21 protein-coding genes and 1 tRNA gene are annotated in these 20,950 nt (G+C 73.2%); 11 read left to right on the top strand and 11 right to left on the bottom strand.

The features are described from left to right. The coding region (locus HCN08_RS32995; protein ID WP_167987004.1) for an FUSC family protein at positions 1–1,181 on the top strand (1,181 nt) is incomplete at its 5' end. A 132-nt stretch (positions 1,182–1,313) separates the two neighbouring features. Then, positions 1,314–1,748: an aspartate 1-decarboxylase gene (gene panD, locus HCN08_RS32990; protein ID WP_167987003.1), complete on the top strand. Its 435-nt coding sequence runs from the start codon at positions 1,314–1,316 to the stop codon at positions 1,746–1,748. A gap of 62 nt (positions 1,749–1,810) precedes the next feature. Here panD and HCN08_RS32985 read toward each other — a convergent pair whose 3' ends face one another. Continuing rightward, entirely contained in the window at positions 1,811–2,014 is a 204-nt protein-coding gene (locus HCN08_RS32985) for a hypothetical protein (RefSeq protein ID WP_167987002.1), read from the bottom strand. Between the two features lie 250 nt (positions 2,015–2,264). Between HCN08_RS32985 and HCN08_RS32980 the strand changes: the two genes are divergently transcribed. Then, positions 2,265–3,056: a VOC family protein gene (locus HCN08_RS32980; RefSeq protein WP_167987001.1), complete on the top strand. Its 792-nt coding sequence runs from the start codon at positions 2,265–2,267 to the stop codon at positions 3,054–3,056. A 15-nt stretch (positions 3,057–3,071) separates the two neighbouring features. On the opposite strand, the gene HCN08_RS32975 is transcribed toward HCN08_RS32980, so the two are convergent. Together HCN08_RS32975 and HCN08_RS32970 are read right to left on the bottom strand one after the other, a co-directional pair. Further along, positions 3,072–4,031, bottom strand: a complete 960-nt coding sequence (locus HCN08_RS32975) for a pseudouridine synthase (protein WP_167987000.1) — start codon at positions 4,029–4,031, stop codon at positions 3,072–3,074. Between the two features lie 44 nt (positions 4,032–4,075). After that, on the bottom strand, positions 4,076–4,630 hold the full coding sequence (locus tag HCN08_RS32970) for an RBBP9/YdeN family alpha/beta hydrolase (RefSeq protein WP_167986999.1): 555 nt from the start codon (positions 4,628–4,630) through the stop codon (positions 4,076–4,078). A 126-nt stretch (positions 4,631–4,756) separates the two neighbouring features. Between HCN08_RS32970 and HCN08_RS32965 the strand changes: the two genes are divergently transcribed. Beyond that, complete coding sequence (locus HCN08_RS32965; RefSeq protein WP_167986998.1) at positions 4,757–5,203, top strand: Lrp/AsnC family transcriptional regulator; 447 nt, start codon at positions 4,757–4,759, stop codon at positions 5,201–5,203. Between the two features lie 60 nt (positions 5,204–5,263). Here HCN08_RS32965 and HCN08_RS32960 read toward each other — a convergent pair. The 3 genes from HCN08_RS32960 to HCN08_RS32950 all read right to left on the bottom strand — a co-directional run bounded on the left by HCN08_RS32960 (position 5,264) and on the right by HCN08_RS32950 (position 7,769). Next, positions 5,264–5,336, bottom strand: a tRNA-Arg gene (locus tag HCN08_RS32960). Between the two features lie 247 nt (positions 5,337–5,583). Next, positions 5,584–6,468 (bottom strand): NAD-dependent epimerase/dehydratase family protein, encoded by an 885-nt coding sequence (locus HCN08_RS32955; protein WP_322974827.1) that lies wholly within the window; start codon positions 6,466–6,468, stop codon positions 5,584–5,586. Continuing rightward, positions 6,465–7,769 (bottom strand): enolase C-terminal domain-like protein, encoded by a 1,305-nt coding sequence (locus tag HCN08_RS32950; protein WP_167986997.1) that lies wholly within the window; start codon positions 7,767–7,769, stop codon positions 6,465–6,467. The genes HCN08_RS32955 and HCN08_RS32950 overlap by 4 nt, the downstream gene beginning before the upstream one ends. 180 nt (positions 7,770–7,949) lie before the next feature. Here HCN08_RS32950 and HCN08_RS32945 point away from each other — a divergent pair, with 180 nt between their 5' ends. Genes HCN08_RS32945 through HCN08_RS32935 form a run of 3 tightly spaced genes read left to right on the top strand, consistent with a single transcriptional unit; the run spans position 7,950 to position 10,227 of the window. Beyond that, positions 7,950–8,447 carry a hypothetical protein gene (locus HCN08_RS32945; RefSeq protein WP_167986996.1) on the top strand — a complete coding sequence of 166 codons (498 nt, stop codon included), beginning with the start codon at positions 7,950–7,952 and terminating at the stop codon, positions 8,445–8,447. A gap of 59 nt (positions 8,448–8,506) precedes the next feature. Next, positions 8,507–9,601 carry an LLM class flavin-dependent oxidoreductase gene (locus HCN08_RS32940; protein WP_167986995.1) on the top strand — a complete coding sequence of 365 codons (1,095 nt, stop codon included), beginning with the start codon at positions 8,507–8,509 and terminating at the stop codon, positions 9,599–9,601. Beyond that, on the top strand, positions 9,598–10,227 hold the full coding sequence (locus tag HCN08_RS32935; RefSeq protein ID WP_167986994.1) for an FMN reductase: 630 nt from the start codon (positions 9,598–9,600) through the stop codon (positions 10,225–10,227). Before HCN08_RS32940 ends, HCN08_RS32935 begins: the two co-directional genes overlap by 4 nt. A 102-nt stretch (positions 10,228–10,329) precedes the next feature. Here HCN08_RS32935 and HCN08_RS32930 read toward each other — a convergent pair whose 3' ends face one another. Further along, a complete protein-coding gene (locus HCN08_RS32930; protein WP_167986993.1) occupies positions 10,330–11,658 on the bottom strand; it encodes a hypothetical protein in 1,329 nt (442 codons plus the stop codon). Between the two features lie 456 nt (positions 11,659–12,114). Between HCN08_RS32930 and HCN08_RS32925 the strand changes: the two genes are divergently transcribed. Then, complete coding sequence (locus tag HCN08_RS32925; RefSeq protein ID WP_167986992.1) at positions 12,115–13,656, top strand: MFS transporter; 1,542 nt, start codon at positions 12,115–12,117, stop codon at positions 13,654–13,656. A 99-nt stretch (positions 13,657–13,755) separates the two neighbouring features. Next, entirely contained in the window at positions 13,756–14,589 is an 834-nt protein-coding gene (locus HCN08_RS32920; protein WP_167986991.1) for an ABC transporter ATP-binding protein, read from the top strand. A gap of 15 nt (positions 14,590–14,604) precedes the next feature. On the opposite strand, the gene HCN08_RS32915 is transcribed toward HCN08_RS32920, so the two are convergent. Further along, positions 14,605–15,081: a MarR family winged helix-turn-helix transcriptional regulator gene (locus HCN08_RS32915; RefSeq protein WP_167986990.1), complete on the bottom strand. Its 477-nt coding sequence runs from the start codon at positions 15,079–15,081 to the stop codon at positions 14,605–14,607. 707 nt (positions 15,082–15,788) lie between these two features. On the opposite strand from HCN08_RS32915, the gene HCN08_RS32910 reads away from it, so the two are divergent. Continuing rightward, positions 15,789–17,297 carry an MFS transporter gene (locus HCN08_RS32910; protein ID WP_167986989.1) on the top strand — a complete coding sequence of 503 codons (1,509 nt, stop codon included), beginning with the start codon at positions 15,789–15,791 and terminating at the stop codon, positions 17,295–17,297. 266 nt (positions 17,298–17,563) lie between these two features. On the opposite strand, the gene HCN08_RS32905 is transcribed toward HCN08_RS32910, so the two are convergent. The 3 genes from HCN08_RS32905 to HCN08_RS32895 form a co-directional block, all read right to left on the bottom strand. Then, entirely contained in the window at positions 17,564–18,178 is a 615-nt protein-coding gene (locus tag HCN08_RS32905; RefSeq protein ID WP_206319531.1) for a hypothetical protein, read from the bottom strand. 21 nt (positions 18,179–18,199) lie between these two features. After that, positions 18,200–18,985 (bottom strand): dioxygenase family protein, encoded by a 786-nt coding sequence (locus HCN08_RS32900; protein ID WP_167986988.1) that lies wholly within the window; start codon positions 18,983–18,985, stop codon positions 18,200–18,202. Positions 18,986–19,115: 130 nt separating this feature from the next. Next, on the bottom strand, positions 19,116–19,634 hold the full coding sequence (locus HCN08_RS32895; protein WP_167986987.1) for a GNAT family N-acetyltransferase: 519 nt from the start codon (positions 19,632–19,634) through the stop codon (positions 19,116–19,118). A 237-nt stretch (positions 19,635–19,871) separates the two neighbouring features. On the opposite strand from HCN08_RS32895, the gene HCN08_RS32890 reads away from it, so the two are divergent. Next, positions 19,872–20,867 (top strand): sigma-70 family RNA polymerase sigma factor, encoded by a 996-nt coding sequence (locus HCN08_RS32890; protein ID WP_167986986.1) that lies wholly within the window; start codon positions 19,872–19,874, stop codon positions 20,865–20,867. Positions 20,868–20,950: the final 83 nt, after the last annotated feature.

The raw sequence follows: 20,950 nt of genomic DNA, 5'->3' as shown, positions 1-20,950 counted from the left end.
ACCCCGCCGACAGCGCCACAGCACCCCCGACGGCGGCCACCCGCTCCCCGGCCCCCGACACCGCACCCCCAAGCGCCGTCCTCACCCGCGCCCTGGACGACCTCACCGCTGCCGCGGCAGCGGTACGCCGCGTCCGGGCCCGGGAAGTGCCCACCCCGGAGGCCCCCCGGGCCGCCCGCAGCGCCCGCAAGGGACCGCAGCCGCAGACGCGCCTGACCGCCCAGCTCGCGGCGGCGATGGGCGCGGCGTTCGCCGCCGGGCACCTGCTCTTCCCGCACCACTGGACCTGGACGGTGATCACCGCCTTCGTCGTGTGCAGCGCAGCCCGCTCCCGCGGCGACGTCGTCCACCGCAGCGGACTGCGCATCGGCGGCGCTTTCGCCGGCGCGGTCACCGGCACCCTCGCCGCGCACCTGGTCGCGGGGAGCCCGCCCCTCGGCGTCGCCGTGATCTTCTGCTACCTCTTCGTCGGCCTATGGCTGCGCGACGTCAACTACGCCGTGTGGGCCTTCTGCGTCACGAGCCTGCTCGCCGTCATGTACTCCCTCAACGGCGAGCACGACACCGCCGCCCTGCTCCTCCAGCGGCCCGAGGGCATCCTCCTCGGCTCGGCCTGCGGCATCCTCGCCGCGTACTTCGTCCTGCCGCTGCGCACGGAGACGGTGATGCGGGGCCGCGCCGCCCGCGCCCTCCAGGTCGTCCAGGACCTGCTCGCCGCCCTGCGCGAACCCACCCCCGACCCGGCCGCCCTGCGCGAACTGGCCCGCGCGGCCGACCTCGCCGCCGGCGACCTCGCCACCGCCGCCTCCTCCGCCCGCGCCCACCGCGCCCTCATCCACCGCCACCGCAGGACCGCCGCCCCGCACGCCGCCGACTGGGCCGACACCCTCGCCCTGTGCGTCCGGGAAGCCCGCGCCCTCGCCGCCCTCCCGCCGGCCGACCTCGCCGCCGCCCGCGCACCCCTCGGCCTGACCGCCCGCAACGTCGCCCAGGTGCGCCGCCGCCTCGGCCACCGCCCTGACGCCCAGCCACCCCGTCCCGTCGCCGCCCCGGCCCTCCTGCGGCCCCTCAACGACGCCCTGGCCACCCTCTACGACCAGCTCCCCGCCCCACCCGCACCGCCGCAAGCCCCCCAGGGCCTGCACCCGGACCCGGCCCCCGCGCCCACCGCCGCACCATAGGCGCAGCCCGCCCTGAGATCTTCCGCACTCCGCCCGACCGCCCCGACGCACCCCCGGCGCGGGGCTCTACCCTGGTGACGTCGGCGCGTACCCCTCGCGGGACGCGACCTTCCCACCTCAGGAGGCGGCACCGTGCTGCGCACCATGTTCAAGTCCAAGATCCACCGTGCCACCGTGACCCAGGCAGACCTGCACTACGTCGGTTCCGTGACGGTCGACGCGGACCTGATGGACGCCGCCGACCTGCTCCCCGGCGAACTGGTGCACATCGTCGACATCACCAACGGCGCCCGCCTGGAGACCTACGTCATCGAGGGCGAGCGCGGCTCCGGCGTCATCGGCATCAACGGCGCCGCCGCCCACCTCGTCCACCCCGGCGACCTGGTGATCCTCATCAGCTACGCCCAGGTCGACGATGCCGAGGCCCGCGCGCTGCGGCCCGCCGTCGTCCATGTCGACGCCGCCAACCGCATCGTCGCCCTCGGCGCGGACACCGCGGAACCGGTCCCCGGCAGCGACTCCGTGCGCCCCCCGCACGCCGCCGCCCCTGCCCCAGCGGGCGTCTGACACCCCGTCGACCCCGGGGAGGACCCGCAGGCCCCGCCGACCCCGTCCACCGGGGGAACGGGCTACGCCGCGGTCATCACCGCGGCGCCGTTCACCCGCGTGGACACCGGGCGTATCCCGACGCGTGAGCCGCGCGCGGCGGCCGTCCAGCGGGCGCGCAACCGCGCCAGCTCCGCGAGCTCCTCGGCCGTCCACGGCCGGTCGCCGTGCTCCTGCACGTACGCGCGCAGTGCGGCATTCGCCTGATCGAGACTTCCCCCGTACATGCGAACCACCCTAGACGGGGGCACTGACAATCCCCGAATCGGTTTGCTACCCCGCGTGCCCGGCGCCGCACGGTCCGCCGTCGCCCGCCCGACCCCGCTGACCAGCCATGAGCCCGCCCGGCCCGCGTCAGAAGCCGGATTGCCGGCGGACCCTGCCATGCTGAGTGTGAGAGAGGACACAGCGTCCAAAAACGACAGATCGTTCGGATCGGCCGCCCCACCGATCCCGCACCCCACGGAGGTCCCGCGCATGCTCACCGACGACTACGTCCCGGGCGCCCCCAACTGGGTCGACCTCGGCAGCCGCGACGTCCCGGCGGCAGCGGCCTTCTACGGCGACCTGCTGGGCTGGCAGTTCCGGTCCACCGGCCCCGAAGCGGGCGACTACGGCATGTTCCGGACGGACGGCCAGGTCGTCGCCGCCCTCGGCCCGCTCCAGGACGCCGGCGCCCAGCCGGCGTGGACGATCTACTTCCACACCGCCGACGCCGACGCGACGACCAAGGCCGTCGAACAGGCCGGCGGCGCCGTCCGCTTCCCCCCGATGGCCGTCGCCGACCAGGGTCGCCTCGCCGGCTACAGCGACCCCAGCGGCGCCGAGTTCGCCGTCTGGGAGCCCGGCGCGACCAAGGGCCTGGACAGGGTCGGCGCGCACGGCCTGTGCTGGACGGAGCTCTACACGACGGACGCGGCCAGGGCCAAGGAGTTCTACGGCACCGTCTTCGCCTGGGATTTCGAGGAGGTCCCGCTCCCCGGCGACGCGGGCGCGTACGTCATCGCGTCCCGCGCCGGCGGCGGCCAGGAGGGCTCGCACAGCGGCATCATGCAGCTCGGCACGGACATGCTGCCCGAGGGCACCAGCTACTGGCAGCCGTACTTCTCCGTGGACGACGTGGACGCGACGGTGGCCAGGGCCGTCGAGCGCGGCGGCGCGATCCTGATGCCCGGCACGGACATGGAGGGCGTCGGCCGGCTGGCGCTGCTGCGTGACCCGGAAGGCGCGTTCTTCGCCCTGCTGCACCCGAGCACCCCGGCGTCCTGAGGCCGCGCCGCCCGCTCAGGAGCCCGCGTCGCCGCCCGGCCACCGCGCCAATTGCCGCGTGCTCTCGAAGCGCACCGCCCGCCCGGTGACCGGGTCGGTGAACTCCAGGGCCCGGGCCAGCAGTTGCAGCGGCCGGGACCAGTCGTCCGCGGCCTCCTCCGGCAGCACCCGGGGATACAGCGGGTCGTCCAGCAGCGGCAGGCCCAACCCGGCCATGTGCAGGCGCAACTGGTGCGTGCGGCCCGTCGCGGGCAGCAGCCGGTAGCGGCCGAGCCCGGCGCGATGTGCCAGCAGTTCCACGCGGGTCTCCGCGTTGGGCGGCCCGTCGGCACGCTCCTCGGCTGCCATCGACCCGCGCTCCTTGACGATCCGGCTGACGACGGTCCGCGGCAGCTCCACCGCCGGGTCGTGGACGGCGACGGCCTCGTACTCCTTGCGCACCCGCCGGTCCCGGAAGAGGTTCTGGTACGCGCCCCGGTCCTCGGGCCGGACGACGAAGAGCACCAGCCCCGCCGTCAGCCGGTCCAGCCGGTGCGCGGGAGTCAGTTGCGGCAGCGCCAGGGCGTGCCGCAGCCGGCTCAGCGCGGTCTGCGTGACGTGCCGGCCGCGCGGGGTGGTGGCCAGGAAGTGCGGCTTGTCCGCGACGACGATGCGCTCGTCGCGATGCACCACGCCGACCTCGAAGGGCACCTCGGGCTCCGCGACCCGGTCGCGGTGGAACCACACCCAGCCGCCCGGCACATAGGGCGTCGCCGCCCCCACCGGCCCGTCCAGCGTCACGAAGCGCCCCTCGGCGAGCATGGCCTCGACCCGCGCGGCGCCGACCACCGGACCGTACCGGCCCAGCAGGTGCTCGCGCACGGTCGCCCAGCGCCCGGCCTGCGCGCCGCCCGGCAGCCGCACCCGCACCGGGTCGACACCCGCCTGCTGCGGCAGCGGTGACGGCGGCGGCCTGCGCCCTGCCCTGCCCGCCACGTTCCCGCACCTCGCCCCGCTCGACCCGCCCGTTCGCCCCCAGGCTACGCGGCGCCCCCGGCGGCCGTCCGCAGCAGTCGCAGCCCCTCCGGCCAGCTCCCGAGCCCGCTCGCGGCGTTCAGGTGCCCGTGCCGCCCCGCGTCGTGCCACCGCAGCCCCCACGCCGACGCGAACCCGGCGCAGACGCCGGCGTCGCAATAGGCGTCGTCCGCACTGGCCACCACCAGCCCGGGGCACCCCAGCGTCCGCGCCCGCAGCCCCGCGAAACCCGGTGCGGCCTCCCGCGGGAAATCCGCCCCGCGCGGATCGGGCGGCGCGACCAGGAACACCGCCGCATTGCCCGGCCGCTCCCGCTCCACCCAGTGCGCCACCGCCCAGCACCCGAGGCTGTGCGCGACGAACACCACGCCCTCGGCCGCACCCCCGCCGACCGCCGCGTATGCGCGCCCCACCGCGCCCGTCCAGTCCGCCAGGTCCGGCGCCGACCAGGAATCCGGCGCAATACGCACAGCCGCCGGGCCCCACTCCCGCTCCCACAGGCTCTGCCAGTGCTCCTCGCCCGAGCCGTCGATCCCGGGGACGACGACATATGCGACCATCACCTACCGCCCTTCCGCGGACAAACCCGCCGCCCATTGCCGGGCGGCCGTCGGGCCGATTGTCGGCGGGCGGGCGCGGCCGGCGGCGTGCCGCAAGCGATCTCCAGGGAAGTGGGCCCGACAACGATGGATTCACTCGACGACATCGACCTGGCCATCGTCGGCCTGCTCCAGGCGGACGGCCGCCTCACCGGCGCCGAGATAGGCCGCCGCGTCGGCCTGTCCCAGCCCGCCGCCGCGGCCCGTATCCAGCGCCTGGAGAAGAGCGGCGTCATCACCGGCTACCGCGCGGTCGTCGCCCCCGCCGCGCTCGGCCTGAACATCCACGCCGTCGTCCGGCTGCGCACCACCCACGCCCGGCTCGCCGACGCCCTCACCCTCGCCGCCCGCCTCCCCGAGGTCACCGGCACCCTCCGCGTCACCGGCGAGGACTGCCTCCTGCTCGACGTCCACTGCACCCACGCCGAGCGCCTTGAGGAGATCGTCGACTCCCTGGCCCGCCACGGCCCCGTCACGACGTCCCTCGTCCTGCGCACCTACCCGCCCAAGCCCCTCCCGGCCGCCCGTCCCTGAAACGCCGACCGCCCCTTCCGTACATGTACGGAAGGGGCGATCGGCGCACTCGACGGGCTGTGCCCCAGGCAGGATTCGAACCTGCGACACCGGCTTTAGGAGAGCCGTGCTCTATCCCCTGAGCTACTGGGGCGGGGCGTGGGAACCGCCCTCGCGGGCGCCCCGGACAGCGTAGCGGATGGGCCCCCGGCGCGCCGCCACCGGACGGGGTCGTCGCACGTCGGATGGTCGTACCGTCACCAGGGGCCCGGTCGGAAGATCGGCCTGTCCGACCGCGCGCCCGCCGATCGTCGGACCGTCGGGCCGGACTATGCGCGCCCACCGGAACCCGCGGCACATGTACCGAGCGAAACCACCCCGCCCGCGGACCGGGCCGGCGCTCACGGCGGCGGCAAGGGCCGCTCCTCGATCTCCCTGCGGTGCAGCGCGGTGAAGCCCAGCAGCCGCTCCGCGGCCCCCAGGTCGATCGGGACCTCGCGCCCCCGCAACGGCCGGCGCAGTTCGCTGCCCGGGTGGTAACGGGCCACCAGGTCGCCCGTCGGGTACGGCGCCAGCGTCTCGGGCGCGGCGACGAACACGGCATGGAAGCCCTCCACGGGCCGGGTCAGCCCCAGCCACGCCGCACGCGCGGCGTCCGACACGTCCAGGTGCGCCCACAACTCCCGGGCCCCCGACGCCGGATCGGCCGCCAGGTCCGCACGCCGCTGCTCCTCGCGCCGCGCGTCGGCCACGAACGGATACCGCAGCGCCACCACCGCGAGCCCGTGCTGCCGCGCATATGTACCGGCGATCTGCTCGTCGACCGCCTTCGACAGCCCGTAGGGGTCCTCGATCTGCAGCGGCAGCCGCTCGTCCACCGGTACATACGCCGGGTGCAGCGGACGCTCGGCAAAGGGCAGGCCGAGGATCGACAGGCTGCTGGCGATCACCGCCCGCCGCACCCCGGCGCGTACCGCCTCGTCCAGGACGGTGAACGTCGCCCCGGTGTTGCCGAGGTACACCTCCCGGGCCGTGCCGTGCGCCGGCGACGCCAGCGCCGCCAGGTGCACCACCGCGTCCACTCCGGCCAGCGCGTCCCGCACCGCCCGGGGGTCGCCTGCGTCGCCCACGACGACCCGGTCGGCGGCCAGGCCGCCCGGGTCGTCGAGGACCAGCGCGGTCACGGCGGCGCCCTCACGCCCCAGCAGCGCCGTCACCTCCCGCCCGATGAGCCCGGCCGCGCCGGTGACCAGCACCCGCCCAGGGGCCGGGGAAGGGCCGCTCACGGCGCCTCCAGCCCGCCGTCGGGGCGGCGCACCCGCGCCGCCCACCGCTCGTGCAGGTGCTTGACCGGCGGGAAGCGGCGCGCCGCCTTCTCGTCCAGGTCCACGCCCCACCCGGGCAGTTCCGACGGGTACAGGTAGCCGTCGCGCACGACGGGCGTGCCGCTGAAGACCTCGTGCGTGGCGTCGTTGTACTCGTGCGACTCCTGGTAGCCGAAGGCCGGCGTGGAGATGTCCACCGCCAGGTTCGCGGCGACGCCGACCGGCGAGATGTCGCCGGGGGAGTGGAACGCGGTGCGCACACCGGTCAGTTCGGCGAGCGCCACGAGCTTGCGGGTCGGCGTGAGGCCGCCGACCGCCGAGGTGTGCAGCCGCAGCAGGTCGATCCCGCCGTCCCGGATCAGCCGCACCGCCTCCGGGACGCTGCCGATCTGCTCGCCCACCGCAATGGGCACGGGCGAGGCCGCCCGCACCTCCGGCAGCCGGTCGTAGTGCTCCGGCGCGACCACGTCCTCCAGGAACGACAGCCGGTAGGGCTCCAACGCCCGTGCCAGCACCACCGCCTGCTTGGGCGTCAGCCGGCTGTGCACATCGTGCATCAGGCTGACCTCGGGCCCGAGCCGGGCGCGGGCCGCCGCGAAGAGCGCGGCCGTCGCCGTCAGGTACTGGTCGACGGACCACCCGTCCGGGTGCGGGGAGCGAGGGTACCCGCCGGGCGTGCCCGGCGCCCCGTACGTCCCCAGGCCCGGGCCGCCCACCTGCAGCCGCACATGCCGGTAGCCGGCCGCGACCAGCGCCTCGGCCTGCTCCAGGGTCTGCCCGACGTCCGCGCCCGCGGCGTGCGAGTACACCTCGACGCCCGCCCGGCTGCGCCCGCCGAGCAGTTCATGGACGGGCATCCCGGCACGCTTGCCGGCGATGTCCCACAGCGCCTGGTCGACGCCCGACAGCGCGTTGTTCAGCACCGGCCCGCCACGCCAGTACGACGAGTAGTGCACCAGGCGGGTGATGTCCTCGATGTCGGCGGGGTGCCGGCCCACCACCAGCGGGCCGACGTGCTCCTCGACGGCCGCGACGACGGCCGCGTACCGCTGCGTGAACGTCGCGCACCCGAGCCCGTACAGGCCGTCGTCGGAGGTGTCGACGCGCACCACGACCAGCGGGATGCCCTCGGGCGCGGTGACCACCGCCCGCACCCCGGTGACGCGCAGCCCGTCGCGCGACGGCCACGGCGGCAGGGCCTCCGGGAGTCCGTAGGAGGCCGCGAGCGGCCCGATCGGGGACGGGGTGGACGGATCGGTCATCGGCGGGCTCCCGGGAGGCTGACGGGCGGCTGCGGGCATTCTCCCACCGCGCCTCCCGGGTGGCCGGGAGGCGGTCGTGCCGCGGGGGCGCGGTGGGAGCGCCCGGGCCCCTACCGTGGAAGGAGGCGGGGGCGGCGGGGGCCGCCGGGAGGCAAGTCGCCGGGAGGAGGGCGGGCGGGCATGGAGGCGGAGCTGGCACAGCTGGCGGCGTCGGGGGCGACGTCGCTGGTGGGCCTGATGGTCACGGACGCCTGGACGCAGGTGCGCGGGCGGCTCGCGCGGTTCTTCGCGCGGGGCGGCGCGGACGGCGGGGAGGAGGCGGCGAGCGCCGACCTGGAGCGCTCCAGGGACGAGCTGGCCGCGGCGCGGCAGGCGGGCGACACGGCGACGGCGGAGGACGTGCGGGCCGAATGGCGGCTGCGGCTGCGCCGGGCCCTGCAGGCCGACCCCGAGGCCGCGGGGGAGCTGCGCAGGCTGCTGGCGGAGCTGGAGCCGGCCGGGCGGGACGGGCGCGTCGTGGTCGTCAACACCATCAACGACGGCACGTTCCACCAGCCCGTGATCCAGTCCGGCTTCACCTACTACGGCCCAGGTGCCGCCCCTCAGGCGCCGGCCGCGCCGCCTGCTCCGGAACCAGGTCCGGGCCCGGGACCCGGCCCGTACGCGAGCGGGGAATAGGCCGGGAAGGCCATCCGTTCGTGTGGTTGAATGGTCAACCAATTGGACGGTGGATTGAGATGCAGTTCGGGATCTTCACGGTCGGCGACGTCACCATGGACCCGACGAACGGTCGGACGCCGAGCGAGCACGAGCGGATCAAGGCGATGGTCACCATCGCGCAGAAGGCCGAGGAGGTCGGCCTGGACGTCTTCGCGACCGGCGAGCACCACAACCCGCCCTTCGTGCCGTCCTCGCCGACCACCATGCTCGGCTACGTCGCCGCGCGGACCGACCACCTGATCCTCTCCACGTCGACGACCCTCATCACCACGAACGACCCGGTCAAGATCGCCGAGGACTTCGCGATGCTCCAGCACCTGGCCGACGGCCGCGTCGACCTCATGCTGGGCCGCGGCAACACCGGCCCGGTCTACCCGTGGTTCGGCAAGGACATCCGGCAGGGCATCCCGCTGGCCGTCGAGAACTACGCGCTGCTGCACAAACTGTGGCGCGAGGACACCGTCGACTGGGCCGGCAAGTTCCGCACCCCGCTGCAGTCCTTCACCTCCACCCCGCGCCCCCTCGACGACGTCCCGCCGTTCGTGTGGCACGGCTCCATCCGCAGCCCGGAGATCGCCGAACAGGCCGCCTACTACGGTGACGGCTTCTTCGCCAACAACATCTTCTGGCCCAAGGAGCACTTCAAGCAGCTCATCGGCCTGTACCGCGAGCGCTACGCCTACTACGGGCACGGATCAGCCGACCAGGCAATCGTCGGACTGGGCGGTCAGGTGTTCATGCGGAAGAACTCCCAGGACGCGGTCCGCGAGTTCCGCCCCTACTTCGACAACGCACCCGTCTACGGCCACGGCCCCTCGCTGGAGGAGTTCACCGAGCAGACCCCGCTGACCGTCGGCTCCCCGCAGGAGGTCATCGACAAGACCCTGACCTTCCGCGACACCTTCGGCGACTACCAGCGGCAGCTGTTCCTCATGGACCACGCCGGGCTGCCGCTCAAGACCGTCCTTGAACAGCTCGACATCCTCGGCGAGGAGGTCGTCCCGGTGCTGCGCCGCGAGTTCGCCGCCGGCCGCCCCGCCCACGTGCCCGACGGGCCCACCCACCAGGCGCTGGTCGCCCGCCGCGACAACCAGGAGGTCTCCCCCGCATGACCAGGCACCTCGTCGTGATCACCGCCGGCCTCGGCCGGCCCTCCTCCACCCGCCTGCTCGCCGACCGCCTCACCGCGGCCACCCGCGAGCAGGTCGCGGCCCAGGGCGCCACCGACGACCTGGACGTCCAGGTCGTCGAGCTGCGCGACCTCGCCAACGAGATCGCGCAGAACATGGTCACCGGCTTCCCCGGCCCGCAGCTGCGCGCCGCCATCGACGCCACCACCGGCGCCGACGCCCTGATCGCGGTCACCCCCGTCTTCACCGGCTCCTACAGCGGGCTGTTCAAGTCGTTCTTCGACGTCATCGACAAGGACGCCCTCACCGGCACCCCGGTCCTGATCGCCGCCACCGGTGGCACACCCCGCCACTCCCTCGTCCTCGAACACGCCATGCGCCCGCTGTTCACCTACCTCAGGGCCGTCGTCATGCCCACCGCCGTGTACGCGGCCACCGCAGACTGGGGCACCGTCCCCGCCGACGGCGACGCCCCCCTGGCCACCCGCATCACCCGCGCCGCCACCGAGCTCACCCCGTACCTGACCGCCCCCGCCCCCCGCCCCGCCCCCGCCGAAACGCTCACCCCCTTCGCCGACCAGCTCGCCGCGCTGGCCCCGCAGGAGTGACCCCCGGGGGCCGGCCACCCGCACGGGTGACCGGCCCCCGCAGCCACCCGTACCGGTGACGCGACGACGAGGTCACCCGCCCGGAGTGACGCGCCGGCCCGGTCACCCGCCGGAGTGACGCGCCGGCCCGGTCACCCCCGCGGAGCCGGCAGCCGCGTCCTGATCGTCGAGAAATTCGACAACCGCCAGTACGACCACCGCCACCACCGCGATCCAGAACACCACCCTCCCGGTCGGATAAGACCACAGCAGCACCGCGAGCACCGCCCCCGCGACGACCGCCCACCGCAGCACGTACCGGTACCGGTGCGCCCACGGCCCGACCGGCCCCGTCGTCGCGAGCCCCACCGCCCGCCGCACCGCCGCGATACCCGACTCCCACGCGTCCCTCACCCGCACCGCCCACCGCCCGCGGCCACTCAGCCACGCCCCGAGCGCGACCACCACCCCCAGTACGATCACCAGCCGTACGGTCGCCCGCACAAATCGCACGATCTGGTCGTACGCCGTACCGGCCGCCGGCTGGCTCACCTGCGCCGGCAAGTGGTTCAGGTAGACGACCCGGAAAACCGACAGTCCGATCCACAGCGCCGCCGCCCCTGCCGCAATACCCAGCGCCGCCGCCACCAGCGCCCGCCTCCTGCGTGCCGCGAGCCACACCCCGACGGCCGCCAGCGCGACTGTCACCACCGGCAGCCAGTTCCCGAGGACCTCCAGCACCCGGAAAGCCGTCTGCGCCCGCCGCACGTCCCGCGACTCGACCAGCGTGAAGTCCGTCCGCACCTCCGGGATGGCCGACGCCGCACCCAGCCCCCGGCCCAGCAGCCGCTCCTTCACCTGCGCCACGACAGGCTCCAGGTCCAGCACCACGGCGTCGCCCTTCACCCGCACCGCCGAGTCGCCGCTGCCGGTCAGCGCCCCGGTGAACGCCGCGTGCGCCTGCCGGTTCAGCTGCTCCCACAGCGCGGCGAAGGCGTCACTGGCCACGAAGCCCGCCACCGTCTGCCGCACGAAATCCCTGATCCCGCTGGTGATCGGCCCCCGCAGCCCGCCGAGCGCCCGCTCCAGCCGCGGACGGTCACCGGGCGCGACCTGCGACAGCAGCGCATCGAGGTCGATCTTCGCCATCGCCGCATCGGTCACCCGGTCGGTCACCGCGTCCTGGATGTCGGGATGCCGCGCCAGCGGCGCGACCGTCGCCACATAGCGGTCGGTGTCCGCCATCTCATCGGCAATCCACACCGCGACCGCGCTGAGCGGGGTGAGCACCGCCGCCAATGTGATCAGCAGCGCGGACAGCGCCGCCCGCCATCTCCGCCGCGCCGGGAACCGCCTGCGCAACGCCTCCAGCTCCGCGCGTTCGTCCGCGCCGAGCGGCCCGCCACCCGGACCGGTGCCACCTCCGCCCGGGACGTCCGCGCTCGTGGCCATGTGCGTACTCCCTCGCCGGAGCCCGGGGCGACGGCGGCCCCGCCCGCTCCGCCCCTCACCGCCAGCCAACGGCCCCGCGGCCCGTCCCGCGCGCCCGGCTGCTGCGTACGGGTGGCAGCGGCACTCACCCCCCCCGTGCGGTCCGATGAGCACACCGCCGGTTACACCCACCGCCGCCGGTGCGCTCATCGGACCGGGCGAACGGGTGAGCGCGCGTTATCCGTCCCGGGCCCGCGGTAGTGATCGTTGTGCACGAGCCACCACCACTCCGCGTGGCCGTCATCACCACCAGGGACGGTCGTCCGATGGCGGTCGCGGTGGAATCCCGGGCCGCCCGCCCGGGAACCGCCGCACCCGCGCACAGGGGCCGCGACGCCTCACATGGCGGGGTCGCCGAGCTGCGCCTAGCGTGGAAATTCCGGGGGGACGCGCGCATGCGCAAAGGAGACCCACGTCATGGCACGAAGCTCCTCGGAATCCTCTGCGGCTGCCCGCCGGGAGGGCGCGCCCGGCGGGCAGCCCGGCAAGGGCGGCGCCGACGAGTCCCCCGCCAACCGCTGGTGGGTCCTGGTCGTCATCGGCGTCGCCCAGCTGATGGTCATCCTGGACGCCACGATCGTGAACATCGCCCTGCCCTCGGCGCAGCAGGCCCTCGGCTTCAGCGACGGGGACCGGCAGTGGGTCGTCACCGCCTACGCGCTGGCCTTCGGCTCCCTGCTGCTCTTCGGCGGTCGCCTCGCCGACCTCGTCGGCCGCAAGCGGATCTTCCTGATCGGCCTGGTCGGCTTCGCCGCCGCGTCGGCCATCGGCGGCGCGGCCCCGAGCTTCGAGATCCTCATCATGGCCCGCGCCCTCCAGGGCGCCTTCGGCGCCATCCTCGCCCCCGCCGCGCTCTCCCTGCTCACGACGACCTTCACCGACGCCAAGGAGCGCGCCAAGGCCTTCGGCATCTACGGCGCCATCGCCGGCGCGGGCGCCGCGGTCGGCCTGCTGCTCGGCGGCATCCTCACCGAATACCTGGATTGGCGCTGGTGCCTGTACGTCAACCTGCTCTTCGCCGTCGTCGCCTTCCTCGGCGGCATGCGCCTGCTGCGCCCGGGCGCCCCGGCGGACCGCCCGAGCCTGGACATCCCCGGCACATTGCTGGTCTCCGGCGGGCTGTTCTGCGTCGTCTACGGCTTCTCCAACGCCGAACGGCACCAGTGGGGAGCCACCAGCACATGGGGCTTCCTGCTGGCCAGCGCGGTCCTCCTGGCGGCCTTCGTGTGGTGGCAGCGGCGCGCCGAGCACCCACTGCTGCCGATGCGGGTCGTCGGCGACCGCGACCGCGGCGCCTCGTTCCTGGCGATGTTCCTGTCCGGCGCGGGAATGTTCGGCGTCTTCCTGTTCCTGACCTACTACCTGCAGCGCACGCTGGGGTATTCGCCGGTGAAGACCGGCCTGGCCTTCCTGCCGATGGTGGCACTACTGGTGTGCGCCTCCGTGATCACCACCAATGTGCTGGTGCCGCGACTGGGCGCCAAGCCCATCGTGCCGACCGGCATGCTGCTGGCCGGCGGCGCCATGGCGTGGCTGACCGCGCTGGACGCCCACAGCACCTACGCCGCGCACGTCATGCCGCCGCTCCTGCTGCTGGGCCTCGGACTCGGCCTCATCTTCGCCACGGCGATGAACATCGCCACCGCGGGCGTCAGGGCGCACGACGCCGGCGTCGCCTCGGCCATGGTCAACACCAGCCAGCAGGTCGGCGGATCCGTCGGCACCTCGCTGCTGAACACCCTCGCCACCAGCGCCGCCACCCACTACCTCGTCGGCCGCCGCCCGAGCCCCGCCGCGGTGTCCCAGGCGCAGCTGCACAGCTACTCCGTCGCCTACTGGTGGGCGGCCGGCTTCTTCGCCTTCGGCTTCGTCGTCACCTTCCTGCTGTTCCGGCCGGGACCGCCGCGTATCGCCGAGGCACCCGGCACCGAGGAGAGCCCCTCGCCCGCGGTCCCGTGAGCCCCGCGGCGACGCAATAGGCGCAGCCGAACCCTGCCCGCGCATCCACATCGCGGAAACGCCCCGCATAAAGGTGCCGGGTACAGCTAACGTTCGGGCATGACAGCCAACGCGACCAGCGGCGCGCCGCAGGCGGTCGCCGCACTCGACGCCGTCAGCGTCCGCCGCTACACCACCGGGCAGGTCATCCTCGACGACATCACCTGGAATGTGTACGCGGGCCAGCACTGGGCCCTGCTCGGCGCTAATGGCGCGGGGAAGACCACCGTCCTGCGGCTCATCGGCGCCCTCATGCATCCCACCACCGGCACCGTCGACGTACTCGGCCACCGCCTCGGCCGCGTCGACATGCGCGAGCTGCGCGCCCACATCGGCCTGGTCTCCTCCGCGCAGAAGGTGCCGCTCGACGCGACCGCCCACACCGTCGTCCTCACCGGCCACACCGGCACCGTCCAGCCGCTGTGGCGCAAGTACGACGCCGAGGTGCGCGAGCGCGCGGACGCCCTCCTCGCCGAGCTGGAGATCAAGGAGCTCGCCGAGCGGCCCTACGGCGTCTGCTCCGGCGGCCAGCGCGCCCGCATCCTGGTCGCCCGGGCCCTGATGGCCGACCCGTCGCTGCTGCTGCTCGACGAGCCCTTCAACGCCCTCGACCTACCCTCCCGCGAGGACCTGATCGACGCCCTGCACCGGCTCGCCACCACCCGGCCGGCGCTCACCACCATCACCGTCACCCACCACCTGGAGGAGCTGTCGCCGGCCATCGGCCACGTCCTGCTGCTCAAGGAGGGCCGCGTGCTGACCTCCGGCGCCGCCGAGGATGTCCTCACCGCCGAGCAGATGACCCGTTGCTTCGGCCGGCCCATCGAGGTCAGCCGCCACGAGGGCCGCTGGCTCGCCCGCTCGGGGCGCGGCACGCCCACGGCGGCGCAATAGGCACAGGCGCCGCCCTCAGCGCTGCCAGGGCACGTCCGCGCTTGCGGGATGGTGGAGGCCCTCGGCGATGACCCGCGAGATCTCCTCCAGCTGCCGGGTCTGCTCGGGCGAGAGCCGGTCGAAGATCGCCGCCCGCACCGCCGTGACGTGACCGGGCGCCGTACGCTCCACCTCCGCGAAGCCCTCGTCCGTCAGCACGCACACCTGGCCGCGCCGGTCGGTCGGACAGTTCTCCCGGCGCACCCAGCCGTTGCCCTCCAGCCGCGCGACGGCGTGCGACAGCCGCGACCGGGTGATCTTGGTCTGCTCGGCCAGCTCCGTCATCCGCATACTGCGGCCAGGTGTCTCCGACAGTGTGCTGAGCAGGGCGTAATACATGTGCGGAATGCCGGCGTCACGCTGCAGCTGACGGTCGAGGTGGTCCTCCAGCAGCGTGGTGGCGTGCAGGAACGCCCGCCACGCGGACTGCTCCTCATCGGTCAGCCATTTCATGCGTTCATGGTAACGAATTTCTTGAATATTCAATAAATCACACCGGTGGTCCGCCCCGCCGTATGCCGCGCCCGACGCATACCGGCTCGTCAACCGCGGTGTGGCACAGCTCACCCCGCGCCCGAGAAATATCCGGGGATCGGATCCCCGTTTGATCTTCTGATCGCAAACGGGGACCGATTATCCGCTTGCAGGACCGGAAAGCCGCCCCAGCGCCCAGCCTCACCGCCCCGCGAGAACGGAAGGAGCAGCCCGTGCCCTTCGACACGGACCCCGCCGTCCGCCCGCGAGGCATACGGCCGCGCGCGGGCGACCGTACGCCGTGGTTACCCGCCGCGTCGTCGCGTTGTCAGTGGTGGCCCTTACAGTGAAACCGCCGAGAACGCGCCGGCTGACGAGCCGGACGCGTCCCCTCACGCTGCGCCGATTCACCGCCGAAGCGGCGCGACCGCGTGTCGGCACCCCGTGTCTTCCGCCCTCCCGCACCGCCGGCCACCGGGCCCCGCGGCCCCGGGCAGGAGCAGGCGGGCACCCTCCCCAGCCGCTCCCGTAAGCCGTAAACCGTTCGCAACAACCGTCAACCGGTCCATACCGTAGCCGGGTTCACCCGGCCGGCCGACCCGCACCACCCGCTCGCACCGGCTCCACCGCTCCACCGACACACGTCCCCACGTCCTGTCACTCCGCACCAAGTAGTGAGACCAGTAATGCCTGAAACACACCAGCCGGATCCCAAGCGCTGGACAGCGCTCATATTCATCGCGATAGCCCAGCTGATGGTCGTGCTCGACTCGACCGTCGTGAACATCGCGCTGCCGTCCGCCCAGCGCGACCTGGGCATCTCCGACGGCGACAAGCAGTGGGTCATCACCGCGTACACCCTCGCCTTCGGCGGCCTGCTGCTGTTCGGCGGCCGGGTGTCCGACCTGTGGGGACGCAAGAACACCTTCATCGTCGGCCTGCTCGGCTTCGCCCTCGCCTCGGCACTGGGCGGCGCCGCCGTCAACGCGCCGATGCTGCTCGGCGCCCGCGCCCTCCAGGGCGTCTTCGGCGCCCTGCTCGCGCCGGCCGCGCTGTCGCTGCTCGCCGTGACCTTCACCGACGCCAAGGAGCGCGCCAAGGCCTTCGGCATCTACGGCGCCATCGCCGGCGCCGGCGCCGCGGTCGGCCTGATCCTCGGCGGCGTGCTCACCCAGTACCTCAACTGGCGGTGGGCGCTGTTCGTGAACATCTTCTTCGCGATCGCCGCCGTCATCGGCGCCGTCCTCGTCATCCACGAGCCCGCCCAGGGCCGCAACCGCAACCGCCTGGACGTCCCCGGCGTGGTCCTCGCCAGCAGCGGCCTGGTGGCCCTGGTGTACGGCTTCAGCCGCGCCGAGTCGGACGGCTGGACGGCCGGTGTGACCCTCGGCCTGTTCGCGGCTGCCGTGGTCCTCCTCGCGGCCTTCTCGTTCGTCGAGAGCCGCGTGTCCGCCCCGCTGCTGCCGCTGCGCGTGGTCACCGACCGCAACCGCGGCGGCGTCTACCTCTCCCTGGGCCTCGCCGTCATCGGCATGTTCGGCCTCTTCCTGTTCCTGACCTACTACCTGCAGCAGGTCATGGGCTACACGGCCCTGAAGTCCGGCTTCGCCTTCCTGCCCATGGTCGGCGGCATGATCATCGGCTCCACCCAGATCAGCACCCGCCTGATGCTGCGGGTCCGCCCGCGGTACCTGATGGCGCCCGGCTTCCTCGTCGCGTCCGTCGGCATGCTCATCCTGGCGCAGATCAAGGTCGACTCCTCGTACGCGGAGGTGCTGCTGCCCGGCCTGATCCTCATGGGCCTCGGCATGGGCACGGCCTTCATGCCGGCGATGAGCCTGGCCACCTACGGGGTGCGCCCGGAGGACGCCGGTGTGGCCTCCGCCATGATCAACACCTCGCAGCAGGTCGGCGGCTCCATCGGCACCGCGCTGCTGAACACCCTGGCCACCAGCGCCACGGCCACGTGGGTGTCCTCGCACCTGACCTCCAAGGCCGACCTGAAGAGCAAGCTGTTCATCAACGAGTCGGCGGTGCACGGCTACTCCGTCGCCATCTACTGGGCCACGGGCATCCTCGTCCTGTCCGCCCTGATCGCCTTCGTGCTGGTCAGCGCCGACGGCCAGGGCGGTCGCCAGCAGGTCAGCGGCGACAAGGCGGCCGACGACCTCGCGATCCCGGTCATCGCCCACTGACCGACCGCCCGCACCGACCGCGGCGGTGACGGCCGCACGGCGGCCATACGTACGACACATAACGACACGTACGACAGGTGCGACACGTACGACCAACGGCAGGTCCCCGCTCTCCCGGTTCACCCCGGGACGGCGGGGACCTGCCGTTCGTCGTACATATGCCCGCCCGCGCGGACGTACGGCGGTCGTACGGTCATACGTGGGTCACGGGTCATGCGTGAGTCATACGTATACGTGCAGCGCCGCGACCTGACGGAACGCTCGTCCTACAAGCCCTCCGGCCACGCATACGTCGACGGCACCTGCACCTTGTCGCCCGCCGCCCCGTAGACCACGGCGATCTCGTCGTGCGCGGCCAGCTTGATCGACGCAGGATCGCCGGCCTGCTCCTTGCCGTTGACGTAGACGTGGAGCTCCTTGCCGCCGCCCGCCTTGTACGTGCCGATCCCGTCCTTGCTCAGCGGCACGCTCCACTCGGTCATGAACTGCCCGAGGGTGAAGTCGGCCTTGACCGGCGACTCGATGTGGACGACACCCGAGGTGTCATGGGTGTGCAGCGGGCTGATCTGCTGCCTGGTGAGGTCGATCCCGATCTCGGCCGGCACCGTCACCGGCCGGCCGTCGACGTACACGTCCAGGTGGCTGTGGATGTGCAGCACCTGCCCCTCCGCCCCGAGCATCGGCAGCCCGGCCGCCTTCGCCTGCGCGGTGGCGTCGGCGGGCGCGGGCCAGCTCACCGACGCCGCGGCCGGCTTGTCGTCGGCGCCGCCCGTGGCGCCCGGCGTACCGGCCGCGTCCTTCTTGCCGTCGGAGCCGCACGCGGCCAAGGTCAGGGCGCCGGCCACGACGGCCGCACCGATCACGATGCGTCGCATCTGCATGGGAGGGGGATCTCTTCCTGTTCAGCCGAACTGCACGGAGCGCTTGGCGAGCCCCATCCAGAATCCGTCGATGACGCTGCGCTGGCTGCCGAGCTCGGACTCGGCGGCGCCGAGCGTAACGAACAGCGGGGCGAAGTGCTCTGTGCGCGGGTGCGCCAGCCGCCCCGCGGGCGACGTCCGCTCGAAGTCCAGGAGCGCGTCCACGTCCCGCGCCTCCAGCGCCCGCCGGCCCCAGTCGTCGAACTCCGCCGACCACGAGGGCGGCTGGGGTCCGGCGTGCCGCAGCGCGGCGAGGTTGTGCGTGAAGAAGCCGCTGCCGACGATCAGCACGCCCTCGTCCCGCAGCGGAGCCAGCCGCCGCCCGACCGCCATCAGGCCGGCCGGATCCAGCGTCGGCAGGGACACCTGCAGCACGGGGACGTCCGCGTCCGGGAACATCTCCACCAGTGGTACGTACGCCCCGTGGTCCAGGCCCCGATCCGGCACGTCCTGGACGGGGCTGCCGGCCCGCCGCAGCAGCTTGCGTACGTCCTCGGCAAGCGCGGGCGCGCCCGGCGCCGGATACGTCACCTTGTAGTAGTGCTCGGGGAAGCCCCAGAAGTCGTAGACGAGCGGCACCGTCGCCGTCGCGCCGATGGCCAGCGGAGCGTCCTCCCAGTGCGCCGACACCACCAGTACGGCCTTGGGTCGCGGCAGCCCTGCCGCCCACGCGGCGAGCTGGCCGGGCCACGTCGGATCGTCCGCCAGCGGCGGGGCGCCGTGCGAGAGGTAGAGCGCGGGCATGCGCTCGGGAGCAGACGCGGTCATGGCGCACCCTCCTTGAATCTTCAAGCGTATGAGACGACGGTAACCCGATCTGCTTGAAGCTTCAAATACCAATGGTCATGCCCATTGCCGAGCCGGCACGCCGCCCCGCCGGCCTCCCTCCCCGGCGCCCTCAGTCCAGCCGCTTCTCCAGCCACACCACGTCGTGGTACTCCCCGAACTTCCGCCCCACCTCCTGGTACAGCCCCACCTGCCGGAAGCCGAACCGCTCGTGGATCCGTACCGACGCCTCGTTCGGCAGCGTCACCCCCGCGTACGCGCGGTGCACGTCCTCACTGGCCAGCGCCTCGAACAGCGCCGCGTACAGTAGCGTGCCGACGCCCCGCCCGCCGGCGCCCGGCGCGAGATAGATGCTCGTCTCCACCGACGTCGCGTACGCGGCCTTCGGGCGGAACGGACTGCTTGTCGCATAACCCATGATCGGACCGCCGTCCGCCGGCCGGGCAACCAACAAGCGGTGGGGGCCGTCTTCCGGGTGGGAGAGCAACCAGGGGCGGCGCTCGTCGGGGGTGATGGGGTCGATGTCGAAAGTGACGGCCGTCTCACGGACGTAGTGGTTGTAAATGTCGGTGAGCGCCCCCAGATCGCCCTCCGCACCCGCTGTGACCTGGACATCCATACGTTCCGGCATGACATGGCCTCTCAATGCGGCGGACAGGGTACTGCATGATCATAAAAAACAGGTCACGACATGGGAATTGTGTCCGGATTCCAGTCGTTATCCCGATCGGATGGGGCAAGCGCACAGCAAGGCCGAAGGGACCGCGGCAGCCGCCCACCCGGCTCCGGCAGAGGTTCGCCACGGCGTCCGCTGCCACCGCTCGCCCGACCCGACCGAGACCGACCGCACCTTCGTAAGGGAGCACGCATGGCAACCCGTGCCGTCGCCCGTCGTAACGCAGGCGGGACCAGCAGCGTTCGCGCCGCAGGCGGGGAAGTGGCCGACCGCGACCTCGTCGGCATGTACCTGGACGAGATCGCGCGTACGCCGCTGCTCGACGCCGCCCGTGAGGTGGAGCTTTCCCGAGACATTGAAGCAGGTGTCTACGCCGAGCGTATCCTCGCCTCCGACCCGGACCTTCCGCCGGGCGCGGGCGGTGACGTCCAGCGCGAGGAGCTGGAGGCCCTGGTGGCCGCGGGCGAACGCGCCAAGGACATCTTCATCCGCTCCAACCTGCGGCTCGTCGTCGCAGTGGCCCGGCGCTACCCGCGCAGCGGCCTGCCCCTGCTCGACCTGATCCAGGAGGGCAACGCGGGCCTGGTGCGCGCCGTCGAGAAGTTCGACTACGCCAAGGGCTTCAAGTTCTCCACGTATGCGACCTGGTGGATCCGGCAGGCCATCACCCGGTCCATCGCCGACCAGTCCCGCACCATCCGCCTCCCCGTCCACCTCGTCGAGGAACTGGGGCGGATCCGGCGGGTGCAGCGGGAGTTCAACCGCGAGCACGGCCGTGACGCCGAGCCCGCGGAGATCGCCGCGGAGCTGGCCACCACCCCCGAGCGCGTCGCCGACGTCCTGGACTGGGCGCGCGACCCGGTGTCGCTGAACATGTCGGTCGACGCCGAGGGCGAGACCGAGTTCGGCGACCTCGTCGAGGACGGCGCCGCGCCGTCCCCGGAGGACTCCGTCCTGGTCATGCTGCGCCGTGAGGAACTGGACAGCCTCATCGACCGGCTCGACGACCGCACCGCGTCGATCATCCGCGCCCGTTACGGCATCGTGGACGGCCGCGAGCGGACGCTCACCGAGGTCGGCAAGGAGCACGGCCTGACGCGCGAGCGCATCCGGCAGATCGAGAAGCACGCGCTGGCCGACCTCAAGCGCATGGCCCGGGCGACCGGCCTGGACTACGAAGCCGCCTGACAACCCCACCGCCGGCCCTCCGGGGCCGGCCCCACAGACCCGGACCCCGGCGCCACCCCCCCGCGTCGGGGTTCGGCATGCCG

It is taken from the genome of Actinacidiphila epipremni (genome assembly GCF_012034175.1).
In the GTDB taxonomy this organism is placed as follows: domain Bacteria; phylum Actinomycetota; class Actinomycetes; order Streptomycetales; family Streptomycetaceae; genus Actinacidiphila; species Actinacidiphila epipremni.
The sequence above is the reverse complement of the archived record's forward strand: the minus strand, read 5'-3'. Positions and strand labels throughout refer to the sequence as shown.